The following is a 23,660-nucleotide window of genomic DNA, read 5'->3' as shown; positions in this document are numbered from 1 at the left end:
AATGGTCCTGAGGAGCTGATCCCCGTGACCGACGCCCCCCGGTCTGCCGCACCCCCCGCCCCGGCAGGAGGATGGCACGGTGCCCCTGCCTCCGAGCTTCTCGAGCACCTCGACAGCACGCTCGCAGGGCTCAGCGACACCGAGGCGGACCTGCGTGGCCGCAGGTGGGGTGCCAACCGGATCGACGTGGCCGGCGCCACCCCGTGGTGGCGCGTGCTGCTGCGGCAGTTCCTCAGCCCGCTGATCGGCATCCTCGTCATCGCGACCGTCGTCACCACGGTCCTGCGGGAGTGGGTCGACGCCACGGCCATCCTGTTCATCCTCGTGCTGAACGCCGGCATCGGCTACTGGCAGGAGCGCAGGGCCGAGACGGCCGTGCTGGCCCTCCGCGAGCTCGCCGTCCCGAGCTGCAGGGTCGTCCGCGACGGCACGACGCGCCGCATCGACGCGGCCGGACTGGTTCCTGGTGACGTCGTCCCGCTCGAGAGCGGGGAGCGGGTGCCCGCAGACCTGCGCATGCTCGAGGTCGCCGACCTGCGGGTCGACGAGTCGCTGCTGACCGGGGAGGTTCTCCCGGTCGGGAAGACCGCCGGCCCGCTGCCCGGCAGCGACGCCACGGAACGCACCAACCTCGCCTTCAGCGGCACGCTCGTCACCTCGGGCCGGGGGCAGGGTCTCGTCGTCGCGACCGGGGACCAGACGGAGATCGGCGAGATCAGCGAGCTGGTGCAGAGAACCCGGAGCGACTCCCCCCTGCAGATCATCACCAACCGCCTGGAACGGCGCATCGGGATCGTCGTCGCCGTCGCCTCGCTGACGATCTTCGCCCTCGGCGTCCTCCTCGGTCACAGCCCGTCGGAGATGTTCCGCACGGCGGTCGCGCTGGCGGTGGCCTCGGTGCCGGAGTCGCTGCCGATCGTGCTGACCGTGGCGATGAGCCTGGGGGTGGCGAGGATGGCCCACCACCACGCGATCGTGCGGTCGCTGCCTGCGGTGGAGACGCTGGGGTCCACCACCCTGATCGGCTCGGACAAGACCGGCACCCTCACCCTCAACCGCCTCACGGTCCAGGTCGTCTGGTCCCCCGTCGGGGTGGTCGACCGCAGGCAGGGTGGCGACGAGGCCAGGGACGGATGGGCCGTCGAGGCCCACGAGGTCCTCCGCAGCGGTGCCCTGACCAACGAGGCCGTGCCGGACCCGCACGACGAGGGGCGGCTCCACGGTGACGCGGTCGACGTCGCGTTCGCCCTGGCCGCCCTGGATGCAGGCGCCGTCACCGCGGAGGAACGGGCCCGTCCCCCCGTGGCAGACCTGCCCTACGAGCCGCACCTGCGGCTGTCGCAGACGGTGCGCCGCGAACGGGACGGCACCCTGGTCCTGCACGTCAAGGGATCCCCCGACGTCCTCGCCGGGCTCTCCACGCACCTGCGCGGCCAGGGGGGTGCCCTGCGGGCGATGGACCTCGACCTCGTCGAGCGGGCCAACGAGGAGATGGCATGCGAGGGGCTGCGGGTCATCGCCACCGCGACCCGGGTCCTGGCTCCGGACGAGCCGGCCCCTTCCACGCTCGACTGGCCCGCCGGCCTCACCTTCCTCGGCCTGGCCGGCCTGGAGGACCCCCCGAGGGAGGGTGTCCTCGAGGCGGTCGAGGAGTGCCGCCGGGCGGGGGTGCGGGTCACGATGATCACCGGGGACCACCCGGCCACCGCCAGCGCGATCGCCGGCCGCCTCGGCCTGGACACCAGCGGCGAGCCGGTCACGGGTCGAGAGCTCGCCGAGCTCGACGACGCCGCGCTCAGCCGGCGCCTCGCCACCAGCGACGTCGCGGCGCGGGTCACCCCCCAGGACAAGCTGCGGATCACCCGGTCGCACGAGGCCCGCGGCGAGGTGGTGGCGGTGACCGGGGACGGTGTCAACGACGCGCCCGCGCTCAAGGCCGCCTCGATCGGGGTGGCGATGGGACGATCCGGCACGGACGTCGCCCGTGAGGCGGCGGACATCGTCCTCACTGACGACAACTTCGTCACGATCGTCGAGGCGATCCGGCAGGGTCGCGTGACCTTCGCGGCGATCCGCAACGCGACCTTCTTCCTGCTCGCCAGCGGCCTCGCCTCGTTGGTCGCGGTCTCCACCAACGTCGTCGTCGGCGGGCCGCTGCTGTTCCTGCCCGTGCAGCTGCTGTTCATCAACGTGGTCACCAACGGCCTGCAGGACATCGCCCTGGCCTTCGAGCCCGCGGAGGCCAACGTGCTGTCGCACCCGCCGCGACCCCGGGGGGAGGGCATCTTGTCAGGCGCGCTGTGGTGGCGGCTGGTCATCACCGGGCTGTGGCTGGCGGCCTCGATCCTGATGACCTTCCAGTGGGCCCTGGCTCAGGACCACGACCTCCAGCACGCCCGGACCCTGGCCATCACGATGTTCGTCTGGATGAACTTCTACCTGGTCGGGACCGCCCGCTCGGAGCACCGTGCGGTCCTGGGGATGAGCCCCGTCAGCAACCGGCTGCTCATCTTGAGCGCCCTCGGTGCCCTGTTCCTGCACTGGGGCGCGACGGTGTGGTCCCCCGCGGCCCACGTGCTCGGCTTCGTCCCGCTGACCCTCGACGAGTGGCTCGCCTGCGCGGTCCTGGGCGCCACGGCGATGATCATGCCGGAGACGCACAAGCTTCTGCTGTGGTGGCGGCACGGTCGTCGGCAGCCCGGCGCCCCACCTGCGTCCTGAGACCCGGACCCGGACCCGACGGAGGGCGGGAGAGCCCCGACAGGGAACAATCCCGCCCCATCCCTCGTTGGACCCCAACGCGTGCCGGACCGCGGCAGCCCCGGGCTCCACCCTTCGCCGCTCCGAGCGGCCCCGCGCCGAGAGGCGCTCCCGGTCCGGCACGCACCTTCTCCTGGAGCGTGGACCCGCGGGGCGTCGTGCCGCCGCGGTGCCGCCGCGGTGCCGCCCGGGTGAACGGGGCGTGGCGCGGACCCGACCACCAGGTTGCGTATCCTTCAGCCGTGCCCTGGCGTCTCACTCCCCGCAGCCGCAGCTTCGGCGCACCGCTGCACCGTCTGACCTCCCTCACCTCGGCCGCGGCCGGGGGGCTGCGGGACGTGGTCGGGCTCGCGCCGCACGAACGGCTCGCGACGCTCATCGACCTCAAGGAGGTGGAGCGGGAGTCCGTCGAGCTGAGGCGCAGCATCCTGGCCACGGTGGACGACACCTTCGTCACCCCGGTCGACCGCCGCGACCTCGTCGCGATCGTCACCGAGATCGACCGGTGCACCGGTCGCCTCGAGCTGGCCGGTGACCTGACCGCGCGGCTCGGCCTCCTGCCCGGCCCGCCGGAGCTGGCGCGCCACGTCGACCTGCTCGTGCTGCTCTCCGACCTCGTCTCACGACGCGGCAGCGACATCCTGCACCTCCGCAGCAACGCCGAGCTTGTCGCCGAGACCCACCGTCTCGTGGATGCCGCCGACCTGGCCTACCGCGAGTCGGCGACGGCACTGCTGCGCACCGGGTCCGAGCCGCTCACCGCCGTGCGGTCGATGACCGTCCTCGACCGCCTGGACGAGGCGGTGCAGGGGTTCGCCGCGCTCGCCGCCGTCCTGGACAGCGCGGCCCGGTCGGAGTTCTGAGCCGGTGGACCCGCTCACGGCCGGTGTGGTCGCGGTGGTGGTGCTGGCGCTCCTCTTCGCGCTCACCAACGGCTTCCACGACACCGCCAACGCGATCGCGACCTCGGTCGCCACGCGTGCGCTCACCCCCGCGATCGCGGTGCGGATGGCCGCGGTCGCCAACCTGGTCGGCGCCTTCCTCGGCATCGACATCGCCCTGCGCGTGGGTCAGGACATCGTCGCCCTGCCCCCCGGCTCCGGCGGACTGTCCGTGCTGGTGGCGGCCCTCGTCGCCGCCATCAGCTGGAACGTCCTGACCTGGTGGATGGGCATGCCGACCAGCTCGACCCACGCGCTGATCGGGGGCCTCCTGGGCGCCGCCGTCGTGGGCGAGGGGCAGGTGCTGTGGGGGACCTTCGGCGCGATGGTGGTGCTGCCGCTCCTGATCTCCCCGCTGGTGGGCTTCGGGCTGGCGTATGTCGTGCTCCTCGCGGTGCTCTGGTGGTGCCGCCGGATGCGCCCGGACCGGGTCGAGCGGGCGTTCCGCGTCATGCAGACCGGCTCGGCCACGGCGCTCGCGCTGGGTCACGGGCTCCAGGACGCCCCGAAGGCCATGGCCGTCGTCGTCCTCGGTCTCGGGGCCGCAGGGATGGCCGACGGGTCGTCGGTGCCGCTGTGGGTCGCGGTCGCGTGCGCGGTCGCGATGTCCCTGGGGACGGCCATGGGCGGCTGGCGGATCGTCCGCACCCTCGGTGCCGGGCTGGTCCGTCTGGACGCGCCGCGGGGCTTCGCCGCCGAGTCGACGGCCGCGGTGGTCCTCTACCTGGGTGGGCTGGCCTTCTCCGCACCGCTGTCGACGACGCACACGATCGCCTCTGCGCTCGCGGGTGTCGGTGTCACGCGCGGGTGGCGCGGCGTGCGCTGGCGGATCGCCCTCGACGTCGTCGCCGCCTGGTTGCTGACGGTACCGGCCACGGCGGCGCTCGCCGCGCTCGTGGTGCTCGCCCTCGGCGCCGCCGGCTGAGGCACCCGCGGGCCTACGATGGCGGTGGAGGTCGAACGATGGTGTCCACGACGATGCGGGTGAGCGAGGCGGTCCGTGGCGCGGCGGAGGTCCTGGTGACCCTGCTCGCCTCCCCGCTGGTGCGCAGTCGCTACAACCGATGGGGTGCCGACGACGCCGAGGTCCGCGCGTCGATGCCCGGCGACGACCTCGTGCCCCGGCCGCGGCTGACCTCCACGCGCGCGGTGACCGTCGACGCGCCACCGGAGGCCGTCTGGCCCTGGCTCGCGCAGATCGGACAGGGACGTGGCGGGCTCTACAGCTACGACGCCCTGGAGAACCTCGTCGGCCTCGACATCCACAGCGCCGACGAGATCCTGCCCGAGCACCAGCAGCTCTCGGCCGGTGACGTGGTGCGGCTCGGACGGGAGGGATCACCGTGCTTCCGGGTGGTGTCCGTGGACGCCGGCCGGTCGCTGGTCATGGTCGCGGCGGACCCCACGACCCAGCAGGCCGTGCAGACGCCGGTGCTCGACGGGCCGGGCGCCACGTGGCAGTGGCTGCTGCAGCCCCTGGACGACGGACGGTCGACCCGGGTGATCAGCCGGCAGCGCAACGCCCACCCGCGGCGCCAGCACCTGCTGTGGCGGCTCGTGGAGCCGGTCGGTTTCGTGATGGAGCGACGCATGCTGCTCGGGGTCCAGGAGCGGGCCGAGCGCTCGGTCGCCGCGCACGACGACTGAGGGCCCACGGTCTCAGGACGGCGGCCGGTGCCGCTCGACGGCCACCACCCGTGCGTCCTCGCCCCGGCCGGTCATCGTGCAGGCCAGCACCTCACCCTTGTCGAGCAGGACCTCCGCCAGCCGCGCGAGCATCCCGCGCGGGCGTCGTCCTGGCTCGGGGTCCGCGCGTGCGGCGAGGGTCTGCAGCAGGCCGGGCAGCACCGGTCCCTGGGTGCAGACCGCGATCGGCTCGCCGACGGCGAGCACCTTCTCCAGGTGCTTGCGCGACTTCGCCGGGTCCTCGGCGAAGCCCTCCTCCGAGAGCCCCTTCTTGGTGGTCAGCGGGACGCCGGTGGCGGCGGTGAAGGGCAGGACCGTGTCGACGCACCGCACCGACGGGCTCGAAAGCACCCGCAGCGGGGCGTAGGCCTGCAGGACCTGGACCATCCGCTCGGCCCGGCGCCGCCCCACCTCGACGAGGGGCCGCTGCGGGTCCGGCCCGTCCCAGTTGCCCCGGGCCAGCGCCCGGGCGTGCCGCACCAGCAGCAGGGGCCAGGTGTCCAGCCGCCCCGAGGTGTGCAGCGCCACGAGGGCCTCGAGCTGGGAACGGTCGCGCTCGTAGCTGAACCGTCGGGCGGCCAGCGTGGGGGAGAGCCAGACCACCTCGTCGACCTCGTGCTCGAGCTCGCCGTCCCCGCCGAGGACGTGCCCGGCCCAGTAGCGGACGACCTTGGTCGAGCCGTCCCGCAACGGGTAGGTGGCCTCGGGCAACGGCATACCGAGCCGGACCCGCAGCCCGGTCTCCTCGCGGGTCTCCCGCGCAGCGGCGGTGGACCAGTCCTCCCCGGGGTCGAGCTTGCCCTTGGGCCAGGACCAGTCGTCGTAGCGGGGGCGGTGGACCAGGGCGACCTGGAGCGCGCCCGCCTGCAGCCGGTAGGGCAGAGCCCCTGCGGCCCTGACCGTGCGCGGCCCTGAGCTCACGACCGGGTGGACCCTGCGGCATACATGACGTCGATCGCGGACCGCTCGAACCCGAGGCGGCCGTAGGTGGCGATCGCGGAGGCATTGTCCCCGTCGACGTAGAGGGTGGCGGTCTCCATCCCGACGGCCTTGAGGTGCTGCAGGCCGAGCAGGGTGACCGCACGGCCCAGCCCACGGCCCTGGTAGTCGGGGTCGACGCCGACCACGTAGACCTCGCCGGCCGGTGCCCCGCCCGAGTGGTCGACCTTGGTCCAGTGGAAGGCGGCGATCCGGGCGCGACCCTCGGCGTCCACGTCCTGCCGGTCCTCGATGAGCAGGAAGCCGTGGGGGTCGAACCACGGCTCGTGCTCTCGCTCGAGGAGGTCGGTCATGGTCATCCGCCCCTGCTCGGCGTGCGCGGCGAAGGAGCGGGCGTTGACCACCAGCCAGGCCTCCTCGTCCTGCCCGACGACGAACGGCCGCACCGCGAGGCCCTCCGGCAGGTCGACGTGGTCGGGGAGCTCGGACCACTCGCCGACGATCGGCCGGCTCATCTGCCACAGCTCGCGGACGACCTGGAGCTGACGCGAGGTGTAGAGCCGCCGCGCGTCCTGCAGGTCGCCGTGCGACCAGAGCCGGGCGGTGGGCCAGCGGCGGAGCACGTGGTCGAGCAGCTGCCCGCCGAGGCCGCGCCGACGCTGCTCGGGGTCCACGACCAGCTCGGCGGAGGGCGCGTCGGGGTCACCGGTCTCGACGTGCCCGTAGGCCAGCACGCGCGGCGCGTCCTCCGGCCCTTCCAGGACCAGCAGGTGCGTCGACGTCGCGGAGGTCTCCTCCTCGGGGAGCCGACGGGCCTGGAGCACGGTCTGCTCCGACAGCGGGCGCACCCCGTCGTGCCTCGCAGCGCGGACGGCAAGGGCGAGCACGTCGCCGGAGAGGCGCGGCGGCAGCGCGGGCAGCTCCTCGACGGTGGCGGTCTGGCCAGGCATGGGGGTCAGTGTGGCACGAGCCTCACCGGTCGGCCCCCCGTGGGCCGCTGAAGCGGTAGCCGACGCCCCGGATGGTCCCGATGAGGGACTCGCGCTCGGGCCCGAGCTTGGCGCGCAGCCGCCGGATGTGCACGTCGACGGTGCGTGTCCCCCCGTAGTAGTCCATCCCCCAGACCTCCTGGAGCAGGATGTCGCGGGTGACGACACGCCCGGGCCGCTGCACGAGGTAGCGCAGGAGCTCGAACTCCTTGAAGGTCAGGTCCAGCGGCTGCCCGCCGGCCCGCACCGACCAGCCGGCCTCGTCGACGACCACGTCCGCGACCCGGATCTCCTCGGGCGCGGGGATGCCGTCAGAGGGGGGTACGGGGTGCGCGCCGGCCCCGTGCGGTCGCGGCCTGCCGAGCAGGATCCGCAGCCGGGCCGAGACCTCGGGTGCCCCTGCGCCGGTCAGCACCAGGTCGTCCAGCGGCCACGCGGCGTCGAGCACGGCCAGGCCGGCGTCCGCGACGACGGCGAGCACCGGACGGTCCAGACCGACGGTGGCCAGCGTGCGGAGGAAGCCGTGAGCCATCGCGAGGTCGCTCACGGCGTCCACGACGAAGGCGTCCGGCTCCCCGGTGCCCAGGAGGGGGCCGAGGTCCATCGGGCGGACGGTGACGCGGTGCGGGAGGAGGGTCAGCCCGGGCAGCACCACGGACACCGCGGCGGTGGCCGGGGTGTGCGGGGTGAGCAGGACCAGGTCGGCCACCGACACAGGATAGGTGCTGCGGTGGACATAATGAGGGGCATGTCGGTGACGCGGGTGCCCAGCGTCCGCCTCGTGCCCGCCCTCAACGTGGCCGTGGCGGTGGCGCTCGTGGTCGCCGTGCTCGGCACGGCGACCCTCGCCTCGCCGCTCGTGCTGTCGCTGGCCCTCGCCGCCGGGGCCGTCGTGCTGGCCTGGGGCTGGGCCGGGACCCTCGCGCTGCCGACGCCGCGGGGGACCGTCGGCGTGATCGTCGTGGGAGGGCTCGCGCTCGTGCTCTCGGTCGCGTCCCGCGAGGAGTCGCCGTGGCTGGCCTGGGTCCCTGCCGCCCTGTCCCTGGCGATGATCGCCGCGTTCACCCACCAGCTGCTCCGCCGCGACGGCCGCCCCCGCGTGGTGCAGTCGGTCAGCTCGGTGGTGCTGGGTCTGGCGCTCGTCGCGTGCGGGGTGCTGATGGTCCCGGTCAGCCACAGCGACGACGGCGTCGCGCTCGTGATCGGGGCGCTGGGGGCGGCGCTCGCGTCCTCCGTCACCGACCTGCTGGGGCGCTGGCCGGCGCTGGCGCCGTGGCTCTCGGCGCTGGCGATGACCGCCGGCGGTCTGGTCGGGGTGCTCGTGGCGGTGGTGCTCGGGGTGCCGTGGACGACCGGGCTGCTCGTCGGCGTGGTGAGCGGGGCGCTGAGCCACGCCGCGCGCGCGCTGATGGCCCCGCTGCCGACGCTGGCCCACGCCCGGCCGCGGCTCATCTCCGCGCTGGCCTCGGTGCTGGTCGTCGGGGTGGTCCCCTATCTCGTGGCGCAGGTCCTCGTGGCGACGGCGCTCCCCGGCTGACGCGCTCCCGCTTCCGGCGAGCGTGCGCCCTACGATGGTGGGGTGCCCATCGAGATCGATCCCACCATGCACCCCGACTGCGCCCCCCTGGCCTGGATGATCGGCTCGTGGGCCGGCGCCGGTGTGGTGGGCTACCCGACCATCGAGTCCCGTCACTTCGGCCAGGAGGTCGAGGTGACGCACGACGGCCGGCCGTTCCTGATGTGGACCTCCCGCGCCTGGATCCTGGACGCCGACGGCAACAAGGAGCGCCCGGCCGCCGTCGAGACCGGGTTCTGGCGCCCGCAGCCCGACGGTGAGGTCGAGCTCCTGCTCACCCACCCCACGGGCATCGTGGAGATGTACGTCGGCGAGACGAGCCCGGCCAAGGTCGAGGTGCGCACCGACGGCGTGCTCCGCAGCCCGCACGCCAAGGACTACGCCGCGGCGCACCGTCTCTACGGCTACGTCAACGGCACGATGATGTGGGTCATGGACATGGCCGCCGTCGGTCAGCCCCTGCAGTCCCACCTGTCGGCGGAGCTCAGGCGGGTCTGAGCTCCTTCCTAGCCCCCGAAGCCGCTGCGCGGTGACACGTTGTCGGCGTAGGACTCCATCGTGTCCGTGCGCAGGTGCTCGCTGAGCAGGGTCATCTGGTCCGGCGCCATGAGCACGATGGAGCCGGCGACGGGGTGCATGTCGATGCCGTTCCACGGGCCCTGCCAGAAGTGGATGTCACCGCCGCGTACGTCGCGCATCGAGAAGCCCAGGTCGCGCATCTCGCCGACCTGCAGGTTCTGGTCCACCGTGAGGTTGGTGGTCGCCGCGTCGACGAAGTTGGCCAGCCGCACCGGGTTGGTGAGGGTGTCGCGCGACAGGGCCTTGAGCATGATCGCCTTGACGAACTGCATCTGGCGCTCGCCGCGGGAGATGTCGCCCTGGCTCAGCGAGTAGCGCTCCCGGACGAACCGCAGACCCTGCTCGCCGTCCATGTGCTGGGTGCCCACGTCGAACCCGCCCCCCGCCTCGGTCACCTGGACCTCGACCCCGCCGATCGCGTCGGTCATCGACCGGAAGCTCTCGAAGTTGACGATGACGACGTGGTCGATGGGGACGTCGACCAGCGGCTGGAGGGTCTGGACGAGCAGCGGCGCCCCGCCGTAGGCGTAGGCGGCGTTGATCTTGGAGCTGCCGCCGGTGCCGGCGATCGGCACGAAGAGGTCCCGGGGGAAGTGGACGAGGTCCACCCGGTCGCGCTCGTCGTTGACGTGCATGAGCACGATGACGTCGGAGCGGCCGCGCTCGACCGAGAGGTCACGGCTGTCGCTGCCGATGATGAGGAAGTTCATCGCGTCGCCGGCGTCGGTGGAGCGGCTGGGCGTGGTGGCCGTGACCTCGACGCCCGTGGTGTCCAGGGGCTGACCGTCCTCGCCGACGATGGGCGCGGTCTCGTCCTCGTCGACGGCGTCGACGCCCTCGCCGGCGGTGGTCGAGCCGTCGCCCTCCGCACCGTCCTGACCCTCCGCGCCCCCCTGACCCTCCGCGCCCCCCTGACCGGCCCCGCCCCCCTGACCGGTCCCGCCGTCGGTCTGGCCGGGCTGGTTGCCGCCGGTGAGCGAGGGGGAGATGGTGATGACCGACTCGTCCTCGGCCATCAGGTCCTCGTGCTCGATGTTGTTGGCGACCGTGCGCTGCAGGTAGAACGCGTAGCCGCCGAGCACGAGCACCCCGAGCAGGGCCAGCAGCGCCACGGCGCCGGTCGCGGCCCGGAGCGGACGACGACGGCGCCGACCGCGAGCCTCGGAGCGCCTGCCTGTGGACCCGGTGTCGTCATACCCCATGGCGCCGGAGTCTACGGCGTCCGACTGCGCGTCGAGGGTCGGTCAGCACCGTGACGTACGGTGGCCGCCATGAGCGCCCTCCTCGCCCGTCCCGGCGCCGTCGAGGGCACCGGTCCCGACGCTGGGGTCGCGTCCCACTACGGCGGCCCGCACCGCGAGCAGGTCCTGCTTGAGCAGGGGCTGGCGGTCGTCGACCTCTCCCACCGCGGCGTCGTCACGGTCAGCGGCGCGGACCGGCTGACCTGGCTGCACTCGCTGACCAGCCAGCAGCTCGCCGACCTCGCACCCCGCACCTCTGCCGAGACGCTCGTCCTCTCTCCCAAGGGCCACGTCGAGCACGCGCTGCACGTCGTCGACGACGGGCAGACCACCTGGCTCACCACGGAGCCCGGCGCCGCCCCCGCGCTCGTGGCGTGGCTGGACTCGATGCGGTTCATGCTGCGGGTGGAGGTCACGGACGTCAGCGACCGGTATGCCGTGCTCGGGGAGCCGATCCGGCGCGAGTCCGCCCCTGGCGAGCCGGTGGCCTGGGTCGACCCGTGGCCGGGACCGGTGGGCGACACCTTCGCCTACGGGCCGCCGAGCGAGGAGCACCCGGGCCGCGACCGAGCCTGGCGCGAGCTCGTCGTCCCCGTCGAGGACCTCGAGGCGGCCGTGGGCGACCGACCGCTCGCCGGCACCTGGGCCTCCGAGGCGCTGCGGGTCGCGGCGTGGCGTCCCCGCGCGGGCGTCGACACCGACCACCGCACGATCCCGCACGAGCTCGACTGGCTGCGCACGGCGGTCCACCTGCACAAGGGCTGCTACCGCGGGCAGGAGACGATCGCCCGCGTGAAGAACCTCGGCCGTCCGCCCCGCCGCCTCGTCTTCCTCCACCTCGACGGCTCCGGCCACGTCGAGCCCGGGCCCGGCACCGAGCTGGTCCCGGTCGAGGGTGGCCGCTCGGTCGGCCACCTGACCAGCGTCGCCCGCCACCACGAGGAGGGCCCGATCGCCCTCGCCGTGGTCAAGCGCAGCACCGACCCGGCGGCGGTGCTCCTCGCGGACACCACCAGCGCCGCGCAGACGGTCGTCGTCGCCCCCTGACCGGCCGCGCCGCAGCCACGCCATACCCGTGGCGGTGGACCTCGCCGCGCACCCGCTCGGGTCCGGCTGACAAGATCGGCCCCATGCCCGTTCCGACGTTGATCACCGTGGCACCGACGGGTGCCGAGACCGCCAAGGCCGACTTCCCCCAGCTGCCGACCACGCTCGAGGAGCTCGTCGAGACCGCCCGTCGGTGCGAGGCGGCGGGGGCCGGCCTGGTGCACGTGCACGTCCGCGACCCCGAGGCCGGGCACGCCCCCACGCTCGACCCTGTCCGGCTCCGCGACACCGTCCAGGCGCTGCGCGGGGCGACGGACCTCGTCGTCCAGCTCTCCACCGGCGGCTCGGTCCACGACCCGCTCGAGCGGCGCCTCACCGTGCTGGACGCCGAGCCCGACTCCTGCTCGCTGACCTGCGGCACCGTCAACTTCGGCGACGACGTCTTCCTCAACCCGCACGGGTTCATGAGCGACCTCTACGTCCAGGCCCAGGAGCGTGAGGTGGTGCCCGAGTTCGAGCTCTTCGAGCTGGGGCACGTCACGGCGCTGCGCCGGCTGATCGACCAGCACGGACTGCCCTACGGCGGCAGGGTCCACGTCGACTTCGTCACCGGTGTCCCCGGCGGCATGCCCGGCACCGTCGAGGCGCTGGTCGCCGGTGTCCAGATGCTGCCCCCCGAGGTCACGAGCTGGTCCGCCACCGGCATCGGCCGCGCGCACCTCCCGATCGCCGCCGCGGCCCTGGCGATGGGCGGCCACCTGCGCGTCGGCATGGAGGACAACCTCATGTATGCCCGCGGCCAGCAGGTGCAGCACAACGCCGAGCTCGTCGAGCGGGCCGCGCACCTCGCCACCACCCTGCAACGACCACCCATGACGACCGCCGAGGCGCGCGAGCTCCTCGGCGTGAAGGAGCGCCGCGCCCGATGAGCACCGACGTCTCTCCCAGCAGTGCCCGCCCGCGCGGCAGTGCCAGCCCGCTCGGTTCTGCACCCGTCGTCGCCGAGGTGGTGCGCAGCGGCTTCGTCGAGTCGGTCCACCACGGCATCGTCGCGGCCACGGCCCCCGACGGCGCCCCCGTCCTCACGGTCGGCCCCGCCGACGCCACGATCCTGCCGCGGTCCTCGCTCAAGCCGCTCCAGGCCGTGGCGATGCTCCGCGCGGGGGCCCGCCTCGAGGGCGAGCTGCTCGCGCTCGCCTGCGCCAGCCACTCGGGAGAGGACCGCCACGTCGACGGGGCCCGGCGGATCCTCGAGTCGGTCGGCCTCGACCCGTCCGCCCTGCAGAACACCCCGAGCCTGCCGCTCGACGAGGCCACCCGCACCCGCTGGGTCCGCGAGCAGCGACCGCCGTCCGCCCTGGGGCAGAACTGTTCCGGCAAGCACGCCGGCATGCTCGCCGCGTGCGTCGCGGCGGGCTGGGACACCGCGTCCTACCGCGACCCCGGGCACCCCCTCCAGAAGCTGACCGTCGAGGTCGTCGAGGAGCTCACGGGAGAGGCGGTGACCGTGACGACCGTCGACGGCTGCGGCGCGCCGGCGCTCGGCGTCAGCACCCTCGGCCTCGCCCGCGCGTTCGGCCGGCTCGCCTCGGCAGGCCCCGCCACCCCGGAGCGCCGCGTGGCCGCAGCCATCCGCGCCCATCCCGGCATGCTCGGCGGCGAGGGCCGCGACGTGACGCGTCTGGTCGCCGGCGTCCCGGGCCTCGTCGCCAAGGACGGGGCCGAGTCCGTGTATGCCGTGGGCCTGGCGGACGGGCACGGCGTCGGCGTGAAGATCACCGACGGCTACGACCGGGCCCGGGTGGTGGTCGCGACCGCGGTCCTGCGCCGGCTGGGTGCCGGCTCCCTCGGCGAGGGGGTGGACGCGCTGCTCGACGACCTCGACGCGGACGCGGTCGTGCGGGGTCACGGCGCGCCCGTGGGTGAGGTGCGCGCGGTGCCGCTCCCGTGAGGGCGGTCCTGCAGCGCGTGACCCGGGCCAGCGTGACCGTGGAGGGCGAGGTCGTGGGGCGGCTCGACCGGCCCGGCCTCGTCGCGCTCGTGGCCGCGACCCACGACGACGGTCCGGCCGACGTGGAGACCCTGGCTCGCAAGATCGCCGAGCTGCGGGTGCTGCGCGACGAGCGGTCGGTGGCCGAGACCGGAGCACCCGTGCTGGTGGTCAGTCAGTTCACGCTCTACGGCGAGACCCGCAAGGGGAGAAGGCCCTCGTGGTCGCGTGCTGCTCCGGGCGAGGTCGCCGAGCCGCTGGTGGAGGCCGTCGTGGACGCGCTGCGGGCCCGGGGGGTGGAGGTCGCGACCGGCCGGTTCGGGGCGATGATGAGCGTTGACATCGTCAACGACGGTCCGTTCACGCTCCTGGTCGACACGTAGGCACCCAGCGTCACCGCATACCCTGGACCCATGCCGGCGATCTTCCAAGTCCAGAGCCTCCTCCAGAGCGTGGTCGGCGTGGCGCTGCTCGCGATGATGGTGTGGGCCCTCGTCGACTGCCTGCGGACCCGGGCCGACGCCTTCCCGGCCGCGGGCAAGCGCACCAAGAACTTCTGGCTCCTGCTCACCGGCATCGCCTCCGTCGTGGGCTTCATCTTCATGTTCTCCCCGTTCAACATCTTCAACGTCGCGGCGGTCGTGGTCGCGGCGGTCTACCACGCCGACGTCAAGCCGGCCGTGAAGACGGTGCGGGGCGGCGGTGCTCAGGGCACCCACATGGGCCCCTACGGGCCGTGGTGAACGACCACCGCTGACGCCGGTCTGCTGCGCGGGAACGGCGCAGATGACATCATGGTGGGGGCGCCGCGCCGGAGCCCGTGACCCCGTGGGTGCGTCCTCCACGAGGACGCGGGGCGCAGCTGGGCGGAGGGCGCGTGCAGGGCGGGCCCGATCAGGAGGAGCAGTGACTCAGGTGGCGCAGGAATCCCAGGACAGGCTGCAGCGGGACCGCACCGACGAGATCTTCGTCGTCGAGCGGCCGTGGGGGCGCTTCCAGCAGTTCGTCGGCAACGAGAGGGTGACGGTCAAGACGATCACCGTCGAGCCCGGGCACCGGCTCTCGCTGCAGACCCACGGCCACCGCGCCGAGATGTGGCACGTCCTCGACGGTCAGGTGGACGTGCGCGTGGACGACCGGTCGTGGGCCGCGCGCGCCGGCGAGATGGTCTGGGTACCGTCCGGCGCCCTGCACAGGCTCGGCAACTCCGGGGAGACGACCGCGCGGGTCCTGGAGATCGCCTTCGGCGACTTCGACGAGGCCGACATCACGCGCGTCGAGGACGACTACGCGCGCTGAGGCGCCACGGCGGCCCACTCGACGCCGAGCTCGCCGAGCCGCCACCGGGACGGGCCGTGCAGCACCGGCCACCCGTCCGCGCGCAGGTCGTGCGCGCACGCGACCAGCCGCTGCCGAGCGCCCCAGCCCGCGAGCGGCGCGTGGCGGGCCCACGCCGCGTCGAGCGCCTGCATCAGCGCGTGGACGCCCTCGCCCGGGACGTTGCGGTGGATCAGCACCTTGGGCAGCCGCTCGGCCACCACGGACGGGCGCTCCAGCCCCGCCAGGCGCCACGCCAGCGTGAGGCTGCGCGGGGCCGGGGCCCCGTCGGCGCCCCGCCGCACGTCCACCCACGTCGCCAGCCGCCCCACCTCGTCGCAGGTGCCTTCGACGAGCACGCCACCCGGCGCCAGCCGGTCCACCACCTGCCGCCACGCCTCCGCGGTGTCCTCCTCGGCATACTGGCGCAGCACGTTGAAGGCCCGCACGACCAGCGGGTCGCCTCCCCCCGGCAGCGGCACCTCGAACCCGCCCAGCGCGAAGTCCACCCGCGGCGGGTCCGCGACCGCCCGACCCCGGGCCACCCGCTCGGGGTCGATCTCGACCCCCACCACGCGCACGTCCGGCCGCACCCCGGACAGGCGGGCGGCGAGCTCGAGCACCGTGACGGGCGAGGCGCCGTACCCGAGGTCGACGACGACGGGTGGGTCCACCGGGCCGCGCAGCACCTCCCTCAGCGCCCACGCCATCCACCGGTCGACGCGGCGCAGGCGGTTCGGGTTGGTCGTGCCGCGGGTGATCGTGCCGACCGGTCGGCGGGGGGCCGGGCGCGGGGTCACGACCGCCAGCCTAGGGCCGTGCCAGACTGGACCGATGACCTCGTCCGGTGCCCCGCTCCGCCACGTCGCGATGGTCACCGTCCACACCTCCCCGCTCGAGCGCCCGGGGACCGGTGACGCCGGGGGCCTCAACGTGTATGTCGTGGAGACCGCCACGCGCCTGGCGCGCCGGGGGGTGGAGGTCGACATCTTCACCCGCGCGACCACCTCCTCCCAGGGCGACACGGTCACCCTGGAGCCGGGGGTGCGCGTCCACCACGTGGTCGCCGGCCCGCTGGAGGGACTGGGCAAGGACGACCTTCCGGGGCAGCTGTGCGCCTTCGCCGCCGACATGTCGCACCACGTGGCGCGGCGGGCGGAGGGGCACTTCGACCTCATCCACGCCCACTACTGGCTCTCGGGGCAGGTGGGGTGGCTGGCCTCGGACCGCTTCGACGTGCCGCTGGTGCACACGATGCACACGATGGCCAAGGTCAAGAACCTCGCGCTCGCGGCCGACGACGACCCGGAGCCGCGGGGCCGGGAGATCGGCGAGGAGCAGGTGGTCGCGGCGGCCGACGCCCTCGTCGCCAACACGCCGGAGGAGGCGCGGCAGCTCGTCGAGCTCTACGGTGCCGACCCGGATTCCGTGCACGTCGTCGCGCCCGGCGTGGCGCTCGAGACCTTCCGGCCCGGTCCGCCGGACGAGGCCCGCCGAGAGCTCGGTCTCGACCCCGACGCCGACGTGCTGCTGTTCGTCGGGCGCATCCAGCCGCTCAAGGCCCCCGACGTCCTCGTCCGGGCCGCGGGCGAGATGGTGCGCCGCGATCCCGGGCGCCGTTCGCGTCTGGTCGTGGCGGTGCTCGGCGGGCTGTCGGGGTCGGGGATCTCCCGGCCGGAGGCGCTCACGCGGGTGGTGGCGGAGGAGGGGTTGGACGACGTGGTGCAGTTCGGTCCCGCAGTGTCGCGCGAGGACCTGGCGCGGTGGTTCCGTGCCGCCGACGTCGTGGCCGTGCCCTCGCACAACGAGTCGTTCGGGCTGGTCGCCATCGAGGCGCTGGCCAGCGGGACGCCGGTGGTGGCGGCGCGCGTCGGCGGGCTCCCGGTCGCGGTGGGCGACGCCGGCGTTCTGGTCGACGGGCACGACCCCGCGACCTGGGCGACGGTCCTCACGCAGGTCCTCGACCGGCTCCGAGACCCGGACGAGCGCGCGGCGTGGTCACGGCGCGCGGCCAGCCACGCCGAGCAGTTCTCCTGGGAGCACACGGTCGACGGGCTGCTCGACGTCTACACGTCCGCGGTGGCGGCGCGACGGGGTGGCCTCGCGAGCCGCCGGTCGGTCCGGCGGGCGACCGCATGACGGCGGCTCGGCGCGACCTCTTCGAGGACCCCGCCTCCGACGCCGTCACCTGGCTGCGAGCCCGGCTCGACGACCTCGAGCTCCACTGGGAGGCGGGCACGCGCCCGGGCGAGACCGTGGTCACGCTGCCGGGAGAGCGCAAGCTGCAGACCGGCGTCTCGCTCGTCGTGGGGAAGCGCGCGCTCGACGTCGGCGCCTTCGTCGTGCGCAACCCCGACGAGAACCACGCCGAGTTCTACCGCTACCTCCTGCGCCGCGGGCTCCGGCTGCCCTGGCTCGGGTATGCCGTGGACGTGTCCGGGGACGTCTACGTCACCGGGAGGGTGCCGCTGGCCGGGCTCGACGAGGCGCTGCTGGACGAGCTGCTGGGCGCGGTGCTGGTGGCCTGCGACGACCCGTTCAACGCACTGCTGCGGCTGGGTTTCTGGAGCTCGATCCGCCGTGAGTGGGCGTGGCGGCTGTCGCGGGGCGAGCCGACCGTCAACCTCGAGGCGTTCCGGGCCGAGCTGGAGGCGGACCCCGACCCGGTCGTGGTGGGGGAGCCCCCGGCGCAGGCGCACGGGTAGCGCCCCCCGCGCGCCCGGTCGCCCCCGCGAGCGCCACGCGACGCGTCCGGTCGGTAGGGTCGGGGCATGAGCGACGCCCCGCACACCCTGATCCTGCTCCGTCACGGCGAGAGCGAGTGGAACGCCAAGAACCTCTTCACGGGCTGGGTCGACGTCGACCTCACCGACAAGGGCCGCGCGGAGGCCCGCCGGGCCGGGGAGCTCATGGCCGCCGAGGACCTGCACCCCGACATCCTGCACACCTCCCTGCTCCGCCGGGCGATCACCACCGCCAACATGGCGCTCGACGTCGCGGACCGCCACTGGATCCCGGTGCGCCGCTCCTGGCGCCTGAACGAGCGGCACTACGGCGCGCTGCAGGGCCTGGACAAGGCGGCCACCCGGGACCGCTACGGCGAGGAGCAGTTCATGCTGTGGCGCCGCAGCTTCGACACCCCGCCCCCGCCCATCGACCCCGACGACGAGTACTCGCAGGCGGGCGACCCGCGCTACGCCGACGCCGACGGCCCCATGCCGCTGACCGAGTGCCTCAAGGACGTCATCGAGCGGATGCTGCCCTACTGGGAGTCCTCGATCGTGCCGGACCTGCAGGCGGGGCACACGGTCGTCGTCGCGGCCCACGGCAACAGCCTGCGGGCGCTGGTCAAGCACCTCGACGGCATCAGCGACGAGGACATCGCCGGCCTCAACATCCCCACCGGCATCCCGCTGCACTACGAGCTGGACGCGGACCTCAGGCCGGTCACCGTCGGGGGTCGCTACCTCGACGCGGACGCCGCCGAGGCCGCCATCCAGCAGGTCGCCGACCAGGGCAAGCACTGACCCCGGCTCAGGTGGTCTCGAACTTGTAGCCGAGTCCGCGCACGGTGATGATGAGCGTCGGCGAGGAGGGGTCGGGCTCGATCTTGGCCCGCAGCCTCTTGACGTGGACGTCGAGCGTCTTGGTGTCGCCGACGTAGTCACTGCCCCACACGCGGTCGATGAGCTGACCGCGTGTCAGCACCCGGCCGGCGTTGCGCAGCAGCATCTCCAGCAGCTCGAACTCCTTGAGCGGCAACGAGACCGGCTCCCCGTCGACCTGCACGGTGTGCCGCTCGACGTCCATGCGCACCGGCCCGGACTCGACCGTCGAGGGCATCAGCTCCTCGGGCTCGGACAGCCGCCGGAGGACCGCCTTGATGCGGGCGAGCAGCTCGCGTGCGGAGTAGGGCTTGGTGACGTAGTCGTCGGCCCCGATCTCCAGCCCGACGACCTTGTCCACCTCGGAGTCCTTGGCGGTCAGCATGATCACCGGCACGCTCGAGCGCTGGCGCAGGGCCCGGCACACGTCGACGCCGGACAGGCCAGGGAGCATGAGGTCGAGCAGCACCAGGTCGGCCCCGTTGCGGTCGAACTCGGCGAGCCCGTCGGGACCGGTGGCGGTGACGGCCACGTCATACCCCTCCTTCTCCAGGAGGTAGGACAGCGGGTCGGAGAAGGACTCCTCGTCCTCGACCACCAGGATGCGGGTCATCTGCTCACCTTTCCTTGCGCGTGCGGGACGGGGCGCGGGACGCCCCTGAGGGTACTGCGTCACCGAGCGCGGGATCGTCACCGTGCGCGGGATCGGCCACCCGGGGCCGCTGCCCGGGGCGGTGCGGTGCGAGCGCGCCGACGGGTCTGTCGTCGTCCACCACCGCAGGCAGCCGCACGGTGAACGTGGCGCCCTGGCCCTCCTGGCTCCACACCGTCACCTCGCCGCCGTGGTTGGCGCAGATGTGCTTGACGATGGACAGCCCCAGACCCGTGCCGCCGGTGCTGCGCGAGCGGGCGGCGTCGACGCGGTAGAAGCGCTCGAAGATCCGCTCCTGGTCGGCCACCGAGATGCCGCGGCCCTGGTCGGTCACCGAGACCTCGACCACGTCGCCGACGCGGCGGGTGACCACGGTGACCTTCGTGCCGTCCTCGGAGTAGGAGATCGCGTTGGTGACGAGGTTGCGGATCGCCGTCGTGATGAGCTCCTGGTCGCCGTAGACGCGCAGCCCCGCCGGGTCCTGGGTGCTGACCGCCAAGAGCTCACGCTGGCCGGCGAGCAGCCGGGTGTGGTCGACAGCCTCGGCCGCGCAGGCCGCGACGTCGACGATCACCATGTCGGCGTGCAGGTCGTTCGTCTGCAGACGAGAGAGGTCCACGATCTCGCTGACCAGCCTCGTGAGGCGACGGGTCTCGCCCTTCATCCGGCCGGCGAAGCGGGCCACCGCCTCGGGGTCGTCGGCGGCGTCCTCGACGGCCTCGGCCAGAAGCGCCAGGCCCCCGACGGGCGTCTTGAGCTCGTGGCTGACGTTGACGACGAAGTCGCGACGGACCTCCTCGACCCGGCGGGCCTGGGTTCGGTCCTCGACGAGGATGACGACCATGTCGTCACCGATCGGGGCGACACGGCAGGCGACCAGGACGATGCCGGCGCCCAGAGGGCCCCGCGCGATCTCGTACTCGCCCTCGCGGATCACGCCGTCGCGCTGCACGGCCGACACCAGGCTGCGCAGGCCCTCGTGCAGCAGGTCCTGCCCCCGCACGAGACCGAAGGCGACCGACGACGAGCTGGCGGTGAGCACCCGACCGCTGCGGTCCACGACGATGCCGCCGGCGCGCAGCACCGACAGCACGTCCTGGACACCGCGCGGCAGCACGGTGGCGTCCGGGGCGGCGGTCGGGGCCGTCTCCGCGGCCTGCCGTCGCTCCGAGAGCCGGACCAGCCACCAGGCCAGCGCGGCGAGCAGGACGCCCACGGCCACGCCGAGGGCACCTGCGCTGAGGGGGGTCACGGGTCCAGACTAGGCTGATGGGAGGGGATGCTCGGTGCCAGACAGGACCCCGGCAGCCTCGTGGTCGGGCAGTGTTCACCGTGGCGTCGTACGTTGTTCATGCCGTGGTGCGACGGTGTGGCCCGGCCCGGCCCGGCCCGGGCAGGGGGCGGGCCGGTCGAGACCCTGACGGTATGACGTAGAGAGGACGGTTCGTCGCGATGCGCAGTCTCTTCCAGGAGGAGCTCGCCTTCACCTCCGACCAGCTGGTGGAGATGAGCCGGCTCTCGGCGCGTGCCCTCGACCGTGCCACGCAGTCGCTCATGGAGGCGGACCTCGCCCTGGCCGAGCAGGTGATCACCGACGACGAGCAGATCGACGCGTTGCGCCGAGACCTGGACAACCGCTCGATCGACATCCTCGCCCGCCAGCAGCCGGTCGCCACCGACCTGCGCCAGCTGGTGACCGCCCTGCGGATGAGCTCGGACCTCGAGCGCAGCGGGGACCTCGCCAGGCACGTCGCCAAGCTCGCACGACTGCGCTACCCGCACGGGGCCGTGCCCGAGGAGCTGCGCGGGGTCTTCGCCGAGATGGCCGTCGTGGCCCGCGAGATGGTGCTGCGGGCCGGCGAGATCGTGGCTGCGCACGACCCCAACGGGGCCCGCGAGCTGCAGCTGCGCGACGACACGATGGACCGCCTGCACCGTGAGGTCTTCCGCGTCCTCCTCGACCCCGAGCAGCCGGTCGACACCCAGAGTGCGATCGACGCCACCCTGCTCTCCCGCTACTACGAGCGGTTCGCCGACCACGCCGTCTCGGTGGCGATCCGCGTCGTCTACCTGGTCACCGGCATGTGGCACGACGAGCAGGTGCCCGGCGCCTACGAGAGCGCGGTCCGCGTGCCGCCGGCGCGCGACTAAGCCGACAGCTCCCATCCCCCGAACGACAGAGCGCCGGCGTCCCTCAGGGGACACCGGCGCTCTCGCGTGATCGGATCAGCCCGGGGGCGACCTTCAGTGGTCGCTCTCCTCCGACGCGGGCGGCTCGACCGTGCCGCCCGCGTCGTCGGCGAACTGCTCGTAGGGGCCCCGCGGCAGGAGCACCGGGGCGTTGCCGACGAGGGTCTCGTCACCGGCCTGCACGCGGACCTCGACGCCCTGGCCGGCCGGGGTGTCCAGCGCCGGGACGACGAGCCGGTCGCCGGCCGTTCCGTCGGGGGCGGTGCCGTCCATGCGGGCGGCGCCGTTCGGCTCGACCGTGATCTCGGGGGTGAGGACCTCGCCGTTGACGGAGACCGAGACGGTCAGCGCCTCGTCGGTCGCGTTGACGAGCGAGCCGGACACGACGCCCGGGGCGCCGTTGCCCTGGCTGACCACCAGCAGGTCGCGGACCGCGAGCGTCTCACCGTCGAGCTCGATGCCGTCGGCGGGGGCGTAGCGGAGCGTGGTCGTCGTCGGGTTCGTCACCGAGCAGCCGGCCAGTGCCAGCGTGCCCACGGCGACGGTGGTCAGGAGCAGGGCGCGGCGGCGCGGGCGCGCGGAGGATGCAGTGATCACGCTGTCCAGCGTAGCGGTCCGGGGCCGTCGAGGGTCCGTGCCACCCGCGTGATCAGGGTCGACAGGGGCGGTTGACCCAACGTCCGGCGGGGGGTGCCGCGCGTGCACGACATACCCCCTGGGGCACGGCACCGACCTGACCAGCACAAATGCCAGAGGTGAGATTCCGTGACCTGCGCCACGCGTGGTATTCTGGGGCTCCGCGAAAGGGGCTTTCTTACATGATGTTCAAGGTCGGCGAGACGGTCGTGTACCCGCACCACGGAGCCGCTCTCATCGAAGAGATGAAGACACGAACCATCAAGGGCGAGGAGAAGCTCTACCTCAAGCTGAAGGTCGCCCAGGGCGACCTGACGATCGAGGTGCCGGCCGAGAACTGCGATCTCGTCGGTGTGCGCGACGTCGTCGGCAAGGAGGGCCTGGACAAGGTCTTCGCCGTCCTGCGCGCCGAGCACACCGAGGAGCCGACGAACTGGTCGCGCCGCTACAAGGCCAACCTCGAGAAGCTCGCCTCCGGCGACGTGATCAAGGTGGCCGAGGTCGTGCGCGACCTGTGGCGCCGCGACAAGGACCGGGGTCTGTCCACCGGTGAGAAGCGGCTGCTGAGCAAGGCCCGCCAGATCCTGGTCTCCGAGCTCGCGCTGGCGGAGAAGACCAACGAGGACACCGCCGAGGCCACCCTCGACGAGGTCCTCGCTTCCTAGAGCGTTCCGCACCTGAGCGCGTATCAGCCCGAGGCGTCCCGTGCCGAGCACGGCCGCGTCGGGCTGATCCTCGTCGCGGCCGGCGAGGGCGCTCGGCTGCGTGCCGGTCGACCCAAGGCGCTGGTGCCGCTGGGTCGTGGTGGTGCCTCCGAGCCGATCGTCGCGCACGCGCTGCGCCGGGTGCTCGAGTGCCGAGCGGTCACCGACGTGGTGGTGGTGGGTCCGCGTGATCCCGAGCTGCTGCGCGAGCTCCAGGCCTCGGTCTCGAGGGTGCAGGGGGTCTTGGCGGTGGCGGAGGTGTCGGAAAGGGCTGTCGGGCGCGCCCTGCGCCCAGGCGCCGTCAACCTCGCCGTGGTGCCGGGGGGTGCCGCGCGTTCGGACTCCGTGGCGCGGGGCCTGGCTGCTCTTCCTCCCGCGGTCGGGGTCGTGCTGGTGCACGACGCGGCCCGGGCCCTGACCCCTGTCGAGGTGTTCGACCGGGTCGTCGACGCGGTCCATCGCGGGCACTCCGCCGTGACGCCGGCGCTCCCGGTGGTGGACACGATCAAGCAGGTCGTCGTCGGCCCCACGGGCGAGGAGACGGTGGTGGCGACCGTCGACCGGTCCTCCCTGCGCGCGGTGCAGACCCCCCAGGGCTTCCTGCGTGAGACGCTCGAGCGTGCCCATGCGGAGCGGGGCCCGGGTCGTGACGGGGAGTCCGGCGCCCCGGCCACCGACGACTGCGGCATGGTCGAGGCCCACGGCGGCCGGGTCACCGTCGTCGCGGGATCGCCGCGCGCGATGAAGATCACCACCCCCCACGACCTCGAAGTCGCAGCGGGCTGGTTGGAGGAGCGATGATCGGCAA

Annotated in this window: 26 protein-coding genes; 18 read left to right on the top strand and 8 right to left on the bottom strand. The window is 73.5% G+C overall.

The window, feature by feature from the left end:
- The first annotated feature begins 24 nt into the window (after nt 1-24).
- The 4 genes from ACI3ET_RS11770 to ACI3ET_RS11755 all read left to right on the top strand — a co-directional run bounded on the left by ACI3ET_RS11770 (nt 25) and on the right by ACI3ET_RS11755 (nt 5,348).
- A complete protein-coding gene (locus tag ACI3ET_RS11770) occupies nt 25-2,721 on the top strand; it encodes a cation-translocating P-type ATPase (RefSeq protein WP_405033243.1) in 2,697 nt (898 codons plus the stop codon).
- A 281-nt stretch (nt 2,722-3,002) separates the two neighbouring features.
- Entirely contained in the window at nt 3,003-3,623 is a 621-nt protein-coding gene (locus ACI3ET_RS11765; protein ID WP_405033242.1) for a DUF47 family protein, read from the top strand.
- Nucleotides 3,624-3,627: 4 nt separating this feature from the next.
- Entirely contained in the window at nt 3,628-4,626 is a 999-nt protein-coding gene (locus ACI3ET_RS11760) for an inorganic phosphate transporter (protein WP_405033241.1), read from the top strand.
- 38 nt (nt 4,627-4,664) lie between these two features.
- Nucleotides 4,665-5,348, top strand: a complete 684-nt coding sequence (locus tag ACI3ET_RS11755; protein ID WP_405033240.1) for an SRPBCC family protein — start codon at nt 4,665-4,667, stop codon at nt 5,346-5,348.
- Nucleotides 5,349-5,360: 12 nt separating this feature from the next.
- On the opposite strand, the gene ACI3ET_RS11750 is transcribed toward ACI3ET_RS11755, so the two are convergent.
- The 3 genes from ACI3ET_RS11750 to ACI3ET_RS11740 are packed head-to-tail and all read right to left on the bottom strand — an operon-like array spanning nt 5,361 to nt 8,024.
- The gene (locus ACI3ET_RS11750; RefSeq protein ID WP_405033239.1) at nt 5,361-6,308 is read right to left on the bottom strand and encodes an NUDIX hydrolase; all 948 of its coding nucleotides are present in this window, start codon (nt 6,306-6,308) and stop codon (nt 5,361-5,363) included.
- On the bottom strand, nt 6,305-7,276 hold the full coding sequence (mshD, locus tag ACI3ET_RS11745; RefSeq protein ID WP_405033238.1) for a mycothiol synthase: 972 nt from the start codon (nt 7,274-7,276) through the stop codon (nt 6,305-6,307). The genes ACI3ET_RS11750 and mshD overlap by 4 nt, the downstream gene beginning before the upstream one ends.
- Nucleotides 7,277-7,298: 22 nt before the next feature.
- Nucleotides 7,299-8,024: a winged helix-turn-helix transcriptional regulator gene (locus tag ACI3ET_RS11740; RefSeq protein WP_405033237.1), complete on the bottom strand. Its 726-nt coding sequence runs from the start codon at nt 8,022-8,024 to the stop codon at nt 7,299-7,301.
- A 39-nt stretch (nt 8,025-8,063) separates the two neighbouring features.
- Between ACI3ET_RS11740 and ACI3ET_RS11735 the strand changes: the two genes are divergently transcribed.
- Together ACI3ET_RS11735 and ACI3ET_RS11730 are read left to right on the top strand one after the other, a co-directional pair.
- The gene (locus tag ACI3ET_RS11735) at nt 8,064-8,852 is read left to right on the top strand and encodes a hypothetical protein (RefSeq protein ID WP_405033236.1); all 789 of its coding nucleotides are present in this window, start codon (nt 8,064-8,066) and stop codon (nt 8,850-8,852) included.
- A gap of 42 nt (nt 8,853-8,894) precedes the next feature.
- A complete protein-coding gene (locus tag ACI3ET_RS11730; RefSeq protein ID WP_405033235.1) occupies nt 8,895-9,389 on the top strand; it encodes a heme-binding beta-barrel domain-containing protein in 495 nt (164 codons plus the stop codon).
- A gap of 8 nt (nt 9,390-9,397) precedes the next feature.
- On the opposite strand, the gene ACI3ET_RS11725 is transcribed toward ACI3ET_RS11730, so the two are convergent.
- Nucleotides 9,398-10,672: an LCP family protein gene (locus tag ACI3ET_RS11725; RefSeq protein WP_405033234.1), complete on the bottom strand. Its 1,275-nt coding sequence runs from the start codon at nt 10,670-10,672 to the stop codon at nt 9,398-9,400.
- A gap of 69 nt (nt 10,673-10,741) precedes the next feature.
- On the opposite strand from ACI3ET_RS11725, the gene ygfZ reads away from it, so the two are divergent.
- The 6 genes from ygfZ (at nt 10,742) to ACI3ET_RS11695 (ending at nt 15,047) form a co-directional block, all read left to right on the top strand.
- The gene (gene ygfZ, locus ACI3ET_RS11720; protein WP_405033233.1) at nt 10,742-11,758 is read left to right on the top strand and encodes a CAF17-like 4Fe-4S cluster assembly/insertion protein YgfZ; all 1,017 of its coding nucleotides are present in this window, start codon (nt 10,742-10,744) and stop codon (nt 11,756-11,758) included.
- 83 nt (nt 11,759-11,841) lie between these two features.
- Entirely contained in the window at nt 11,842-12,687 is an 846-nt protein-coding gene (locus tag ACI3ET_RS11715) for a beta-keto acid cleavage family enzyme (RefSeq protein ID WP_405033231.1), read from the top strand.
- Nucleotides 12,684-13,709, top strand: coding sequence for an asparaginase (locus ACI3ET_RS11710; RefSeq protein WP_405033230.1), 1,026 nt, complete (start codon nt 12,684-12,686; stop codon nt 13,707-13,709). The genes ACI3ET_RS11715 and ACI3ET_RS11710 overlap by 4 nt, the downstream gene beginning before the upstream one ends.
- Nucleotides 13,706-14,131 (top strand): D-aminoacyl-tRNA deacylase, encoded by a 426-nt coding sequence (gene dtd, locus ACI3ET_RS11705; protein ID WP_405033229.1) that lies wholly within the window; start codon nt 13,706-13,708, stop codon nt 14,129-14,131. Before ACI3ET_RS11710 ends, dtd begins: the two co-directional genes overlap by 4 nt.
- Before the next feature lie 30 nt (nt 14,132-14,161).
- On the top strand, nt 14,162-14,491 hold the full coding sequence (locus ACI3ET_RS11700) for a DUF2516 family protein (RefSeq protein ID WP_405033228.1): 330 nt from the start codon (nt 14,162-14,164) through the stop codon (nt 14,489-14,491).
- Between the two features lie 172 nt (nt 14,492-14,663).
- Nucleotides 14,664-15,047 (top strand): phosphomannose isomerase type II C-terminal cupin domain, encoded by a 384-nt coding sequence (locus tag ACI3ET_RS11695; protein ID WP_405033227.1) that lies wholly within the window; start codon nt 14,664-14,666, stop codon nt 15,045-15,047.
- Here the strand turns inward: ACI3ET_RS11695 and ACI3ET_RS11690 are convergent.
- On the bottom strand, nt 15,035-15,865 hold the full coding sequence (locus ACI3ET_RS11690) for a class I SAM-dependent methyltransferase (protein WP_405033226.1): 831 nt from the start codon (nt 15,863-15,865) through the stop codon (nt 15,035-15,037). The two genes, ACI3ET_RS11695 and ACI3ET_RS11690, sit on opposite strands and share 13 nt — an antisense overlap.
- Before the next feature lie 34 nt (nt 15,866-15,899).
- On the opposite strand from ACI3ET_RS11690, the gene mshA reads away from it, so the two are divergent.
- The 3 genes from mshA to ACI3ET_RS11675 all read left to right on the top strand — a co-directional run bounded on the left by mshA (nt 15,900) and on the right by ACI3ET_RS11675 (nt 18,592).
- Nucleotides 15,900-17,204 carry a D-inositol-3-phosphate glycosyltransferase gene (gene mshA, locus ACI3ET_RS11685; protein ID WP_405033225.1) on the top strand — a complete coding sequence of 435 codons (1,305 nt, stop codon included), beginning with the start codon at nt 15,900-15,902 and terminating at the stop codon, nt 17,202-17,204.
- Nucleotides 17,201-17,770 (top strand): YbjN domain-containing protein, encoded by a 570-nt coding sequence (locus ACI3ET_RS11680; RefSeq protein ID WP_405033224.1) that lies wholly within the window; start codon nt 17,201-17,203, stop codon nt 17,768-17,770. Before mshA ends, ACI3ET_RS11680 begins: the two co-directional genes overlap by 4 nt.
- 66 nt (nt 17,771-17,836) lie before the next feature.
- On the top strand, nt 17,837-18,592 hold the full coding sequence (locus ACI3ET_RS11675; protein ID WP_405033223.1) for a phosphoglyceromutase: 756 nt from the start codon (nt 17,837-17,839) through the stop codon (nt 18,590-18,592).
- Between the two features lie 7 nt (nt 18,593-18,599).
- On the opposite strand, the gene ACI3ET_RS11670 is transcribed toward ACI3ET_RS11675, so the two are convergent.
- Both ACI3ET_RS11670 and ACI3ET_RS11665 read right to left on the bottom strand, forming a co-directional pair.
- A complete protein-coding gene (locus ACI3ET_RS11670) occupies nt 18,600-19,283 on the bottom strand; it encodes a winged helix-turn-helix domain-containing protein (protein ID WP_405033222.1) in 684 nt (227 codons plus the stop codon).
- 4 nt (nt 19,284-19,287) lie between these two features.
- Entirely contained in the window at nt 19,288-20,574 is a 1,287-nt protein-coding gene (locus ACI3ET_RS11665) for a sensor histidine kinase (protein WP_405033221.1), read from the bottom strand.
- Between the two features lie 200 nt (nt 20,575-20,774).
- On the opposite strand from ACI3ET_RS11665, the gene phoU reads away from it, so the two are divergent.
- Nucleotides 20,775-21,473, top strand: coding sequence for a phosphate signaling complex protein PhoU (phoU, locus tag ACI3ET_RS11660; RefSeq protein WP_405033220.1), 699 nt, complete (start codon nt 20,775-20,777; stop codon nt 21,471-21,473).
- A 93-nt stretch (nt 21,474-21,566) separates the two neighbouring features.
- Here phoU and ACI3ET_RS11655 read toward each other — a convergent pair whose 3' ends face one another.
- Nucleotides 21,567-22,109, bottom strand: coding sequence for a hypothetical protein (locus ACI3ET_RS11655; RefSeq protein ID WP_405033219.1), 543 nt, complete (start codon nt 22,107-22,109; stop codon nt 21,567-21,569).
- A gap of 221 nt (nt 22,110-22,330) precedes the next feature.
- Between ACI3ET_RS11655 and ACI3ET_RS11650 the strand changes: the two genes are divergently transcribed.
- Together ACI3ET_RS11650 and ACI3ET_RS11645 are read left to right on the top strand one after the other, a co-directional pair.
- Nucleotides 22,331-22,813: a CarD family transcriptional regulator gene (locus ACI3ET_RS11650; protein WP_158061934.1), complete on the top strand. Its 483-nt coding sequence runs from the start codon at nt 22,331-22,333 to the stop codon at nt 22,811-22,813.
- A gap of 123 nt (nt 22,814-22,936) precedes the next feature.
- Complete coding sequence (locus tag ACI3ET_RS11645; RefSeq protein WP_405033218.1) at nt 22,937-23,653, top strand: IspD/TarI family cytidylyltransferase; 717 nt, start codon at nt 22,937-22,939, stop codon at nt 23,651-23,653.
- Nucleotides 23,654-23,660: the final 7 nt, after the last annotated feature.

Source organism: Ornithinimicrobium jinqii (assembly GCF_045032595.1).
Taxonomy (GTDB): domain Bacteria; phylum Actinomycetota; class Actinomycetes; order Actinomycetales; family Dermatophilaceae; genus Ornithinicoccus.
This window is presented reverse-complemented; position numbering and strand designations above follow the sequence as displayed.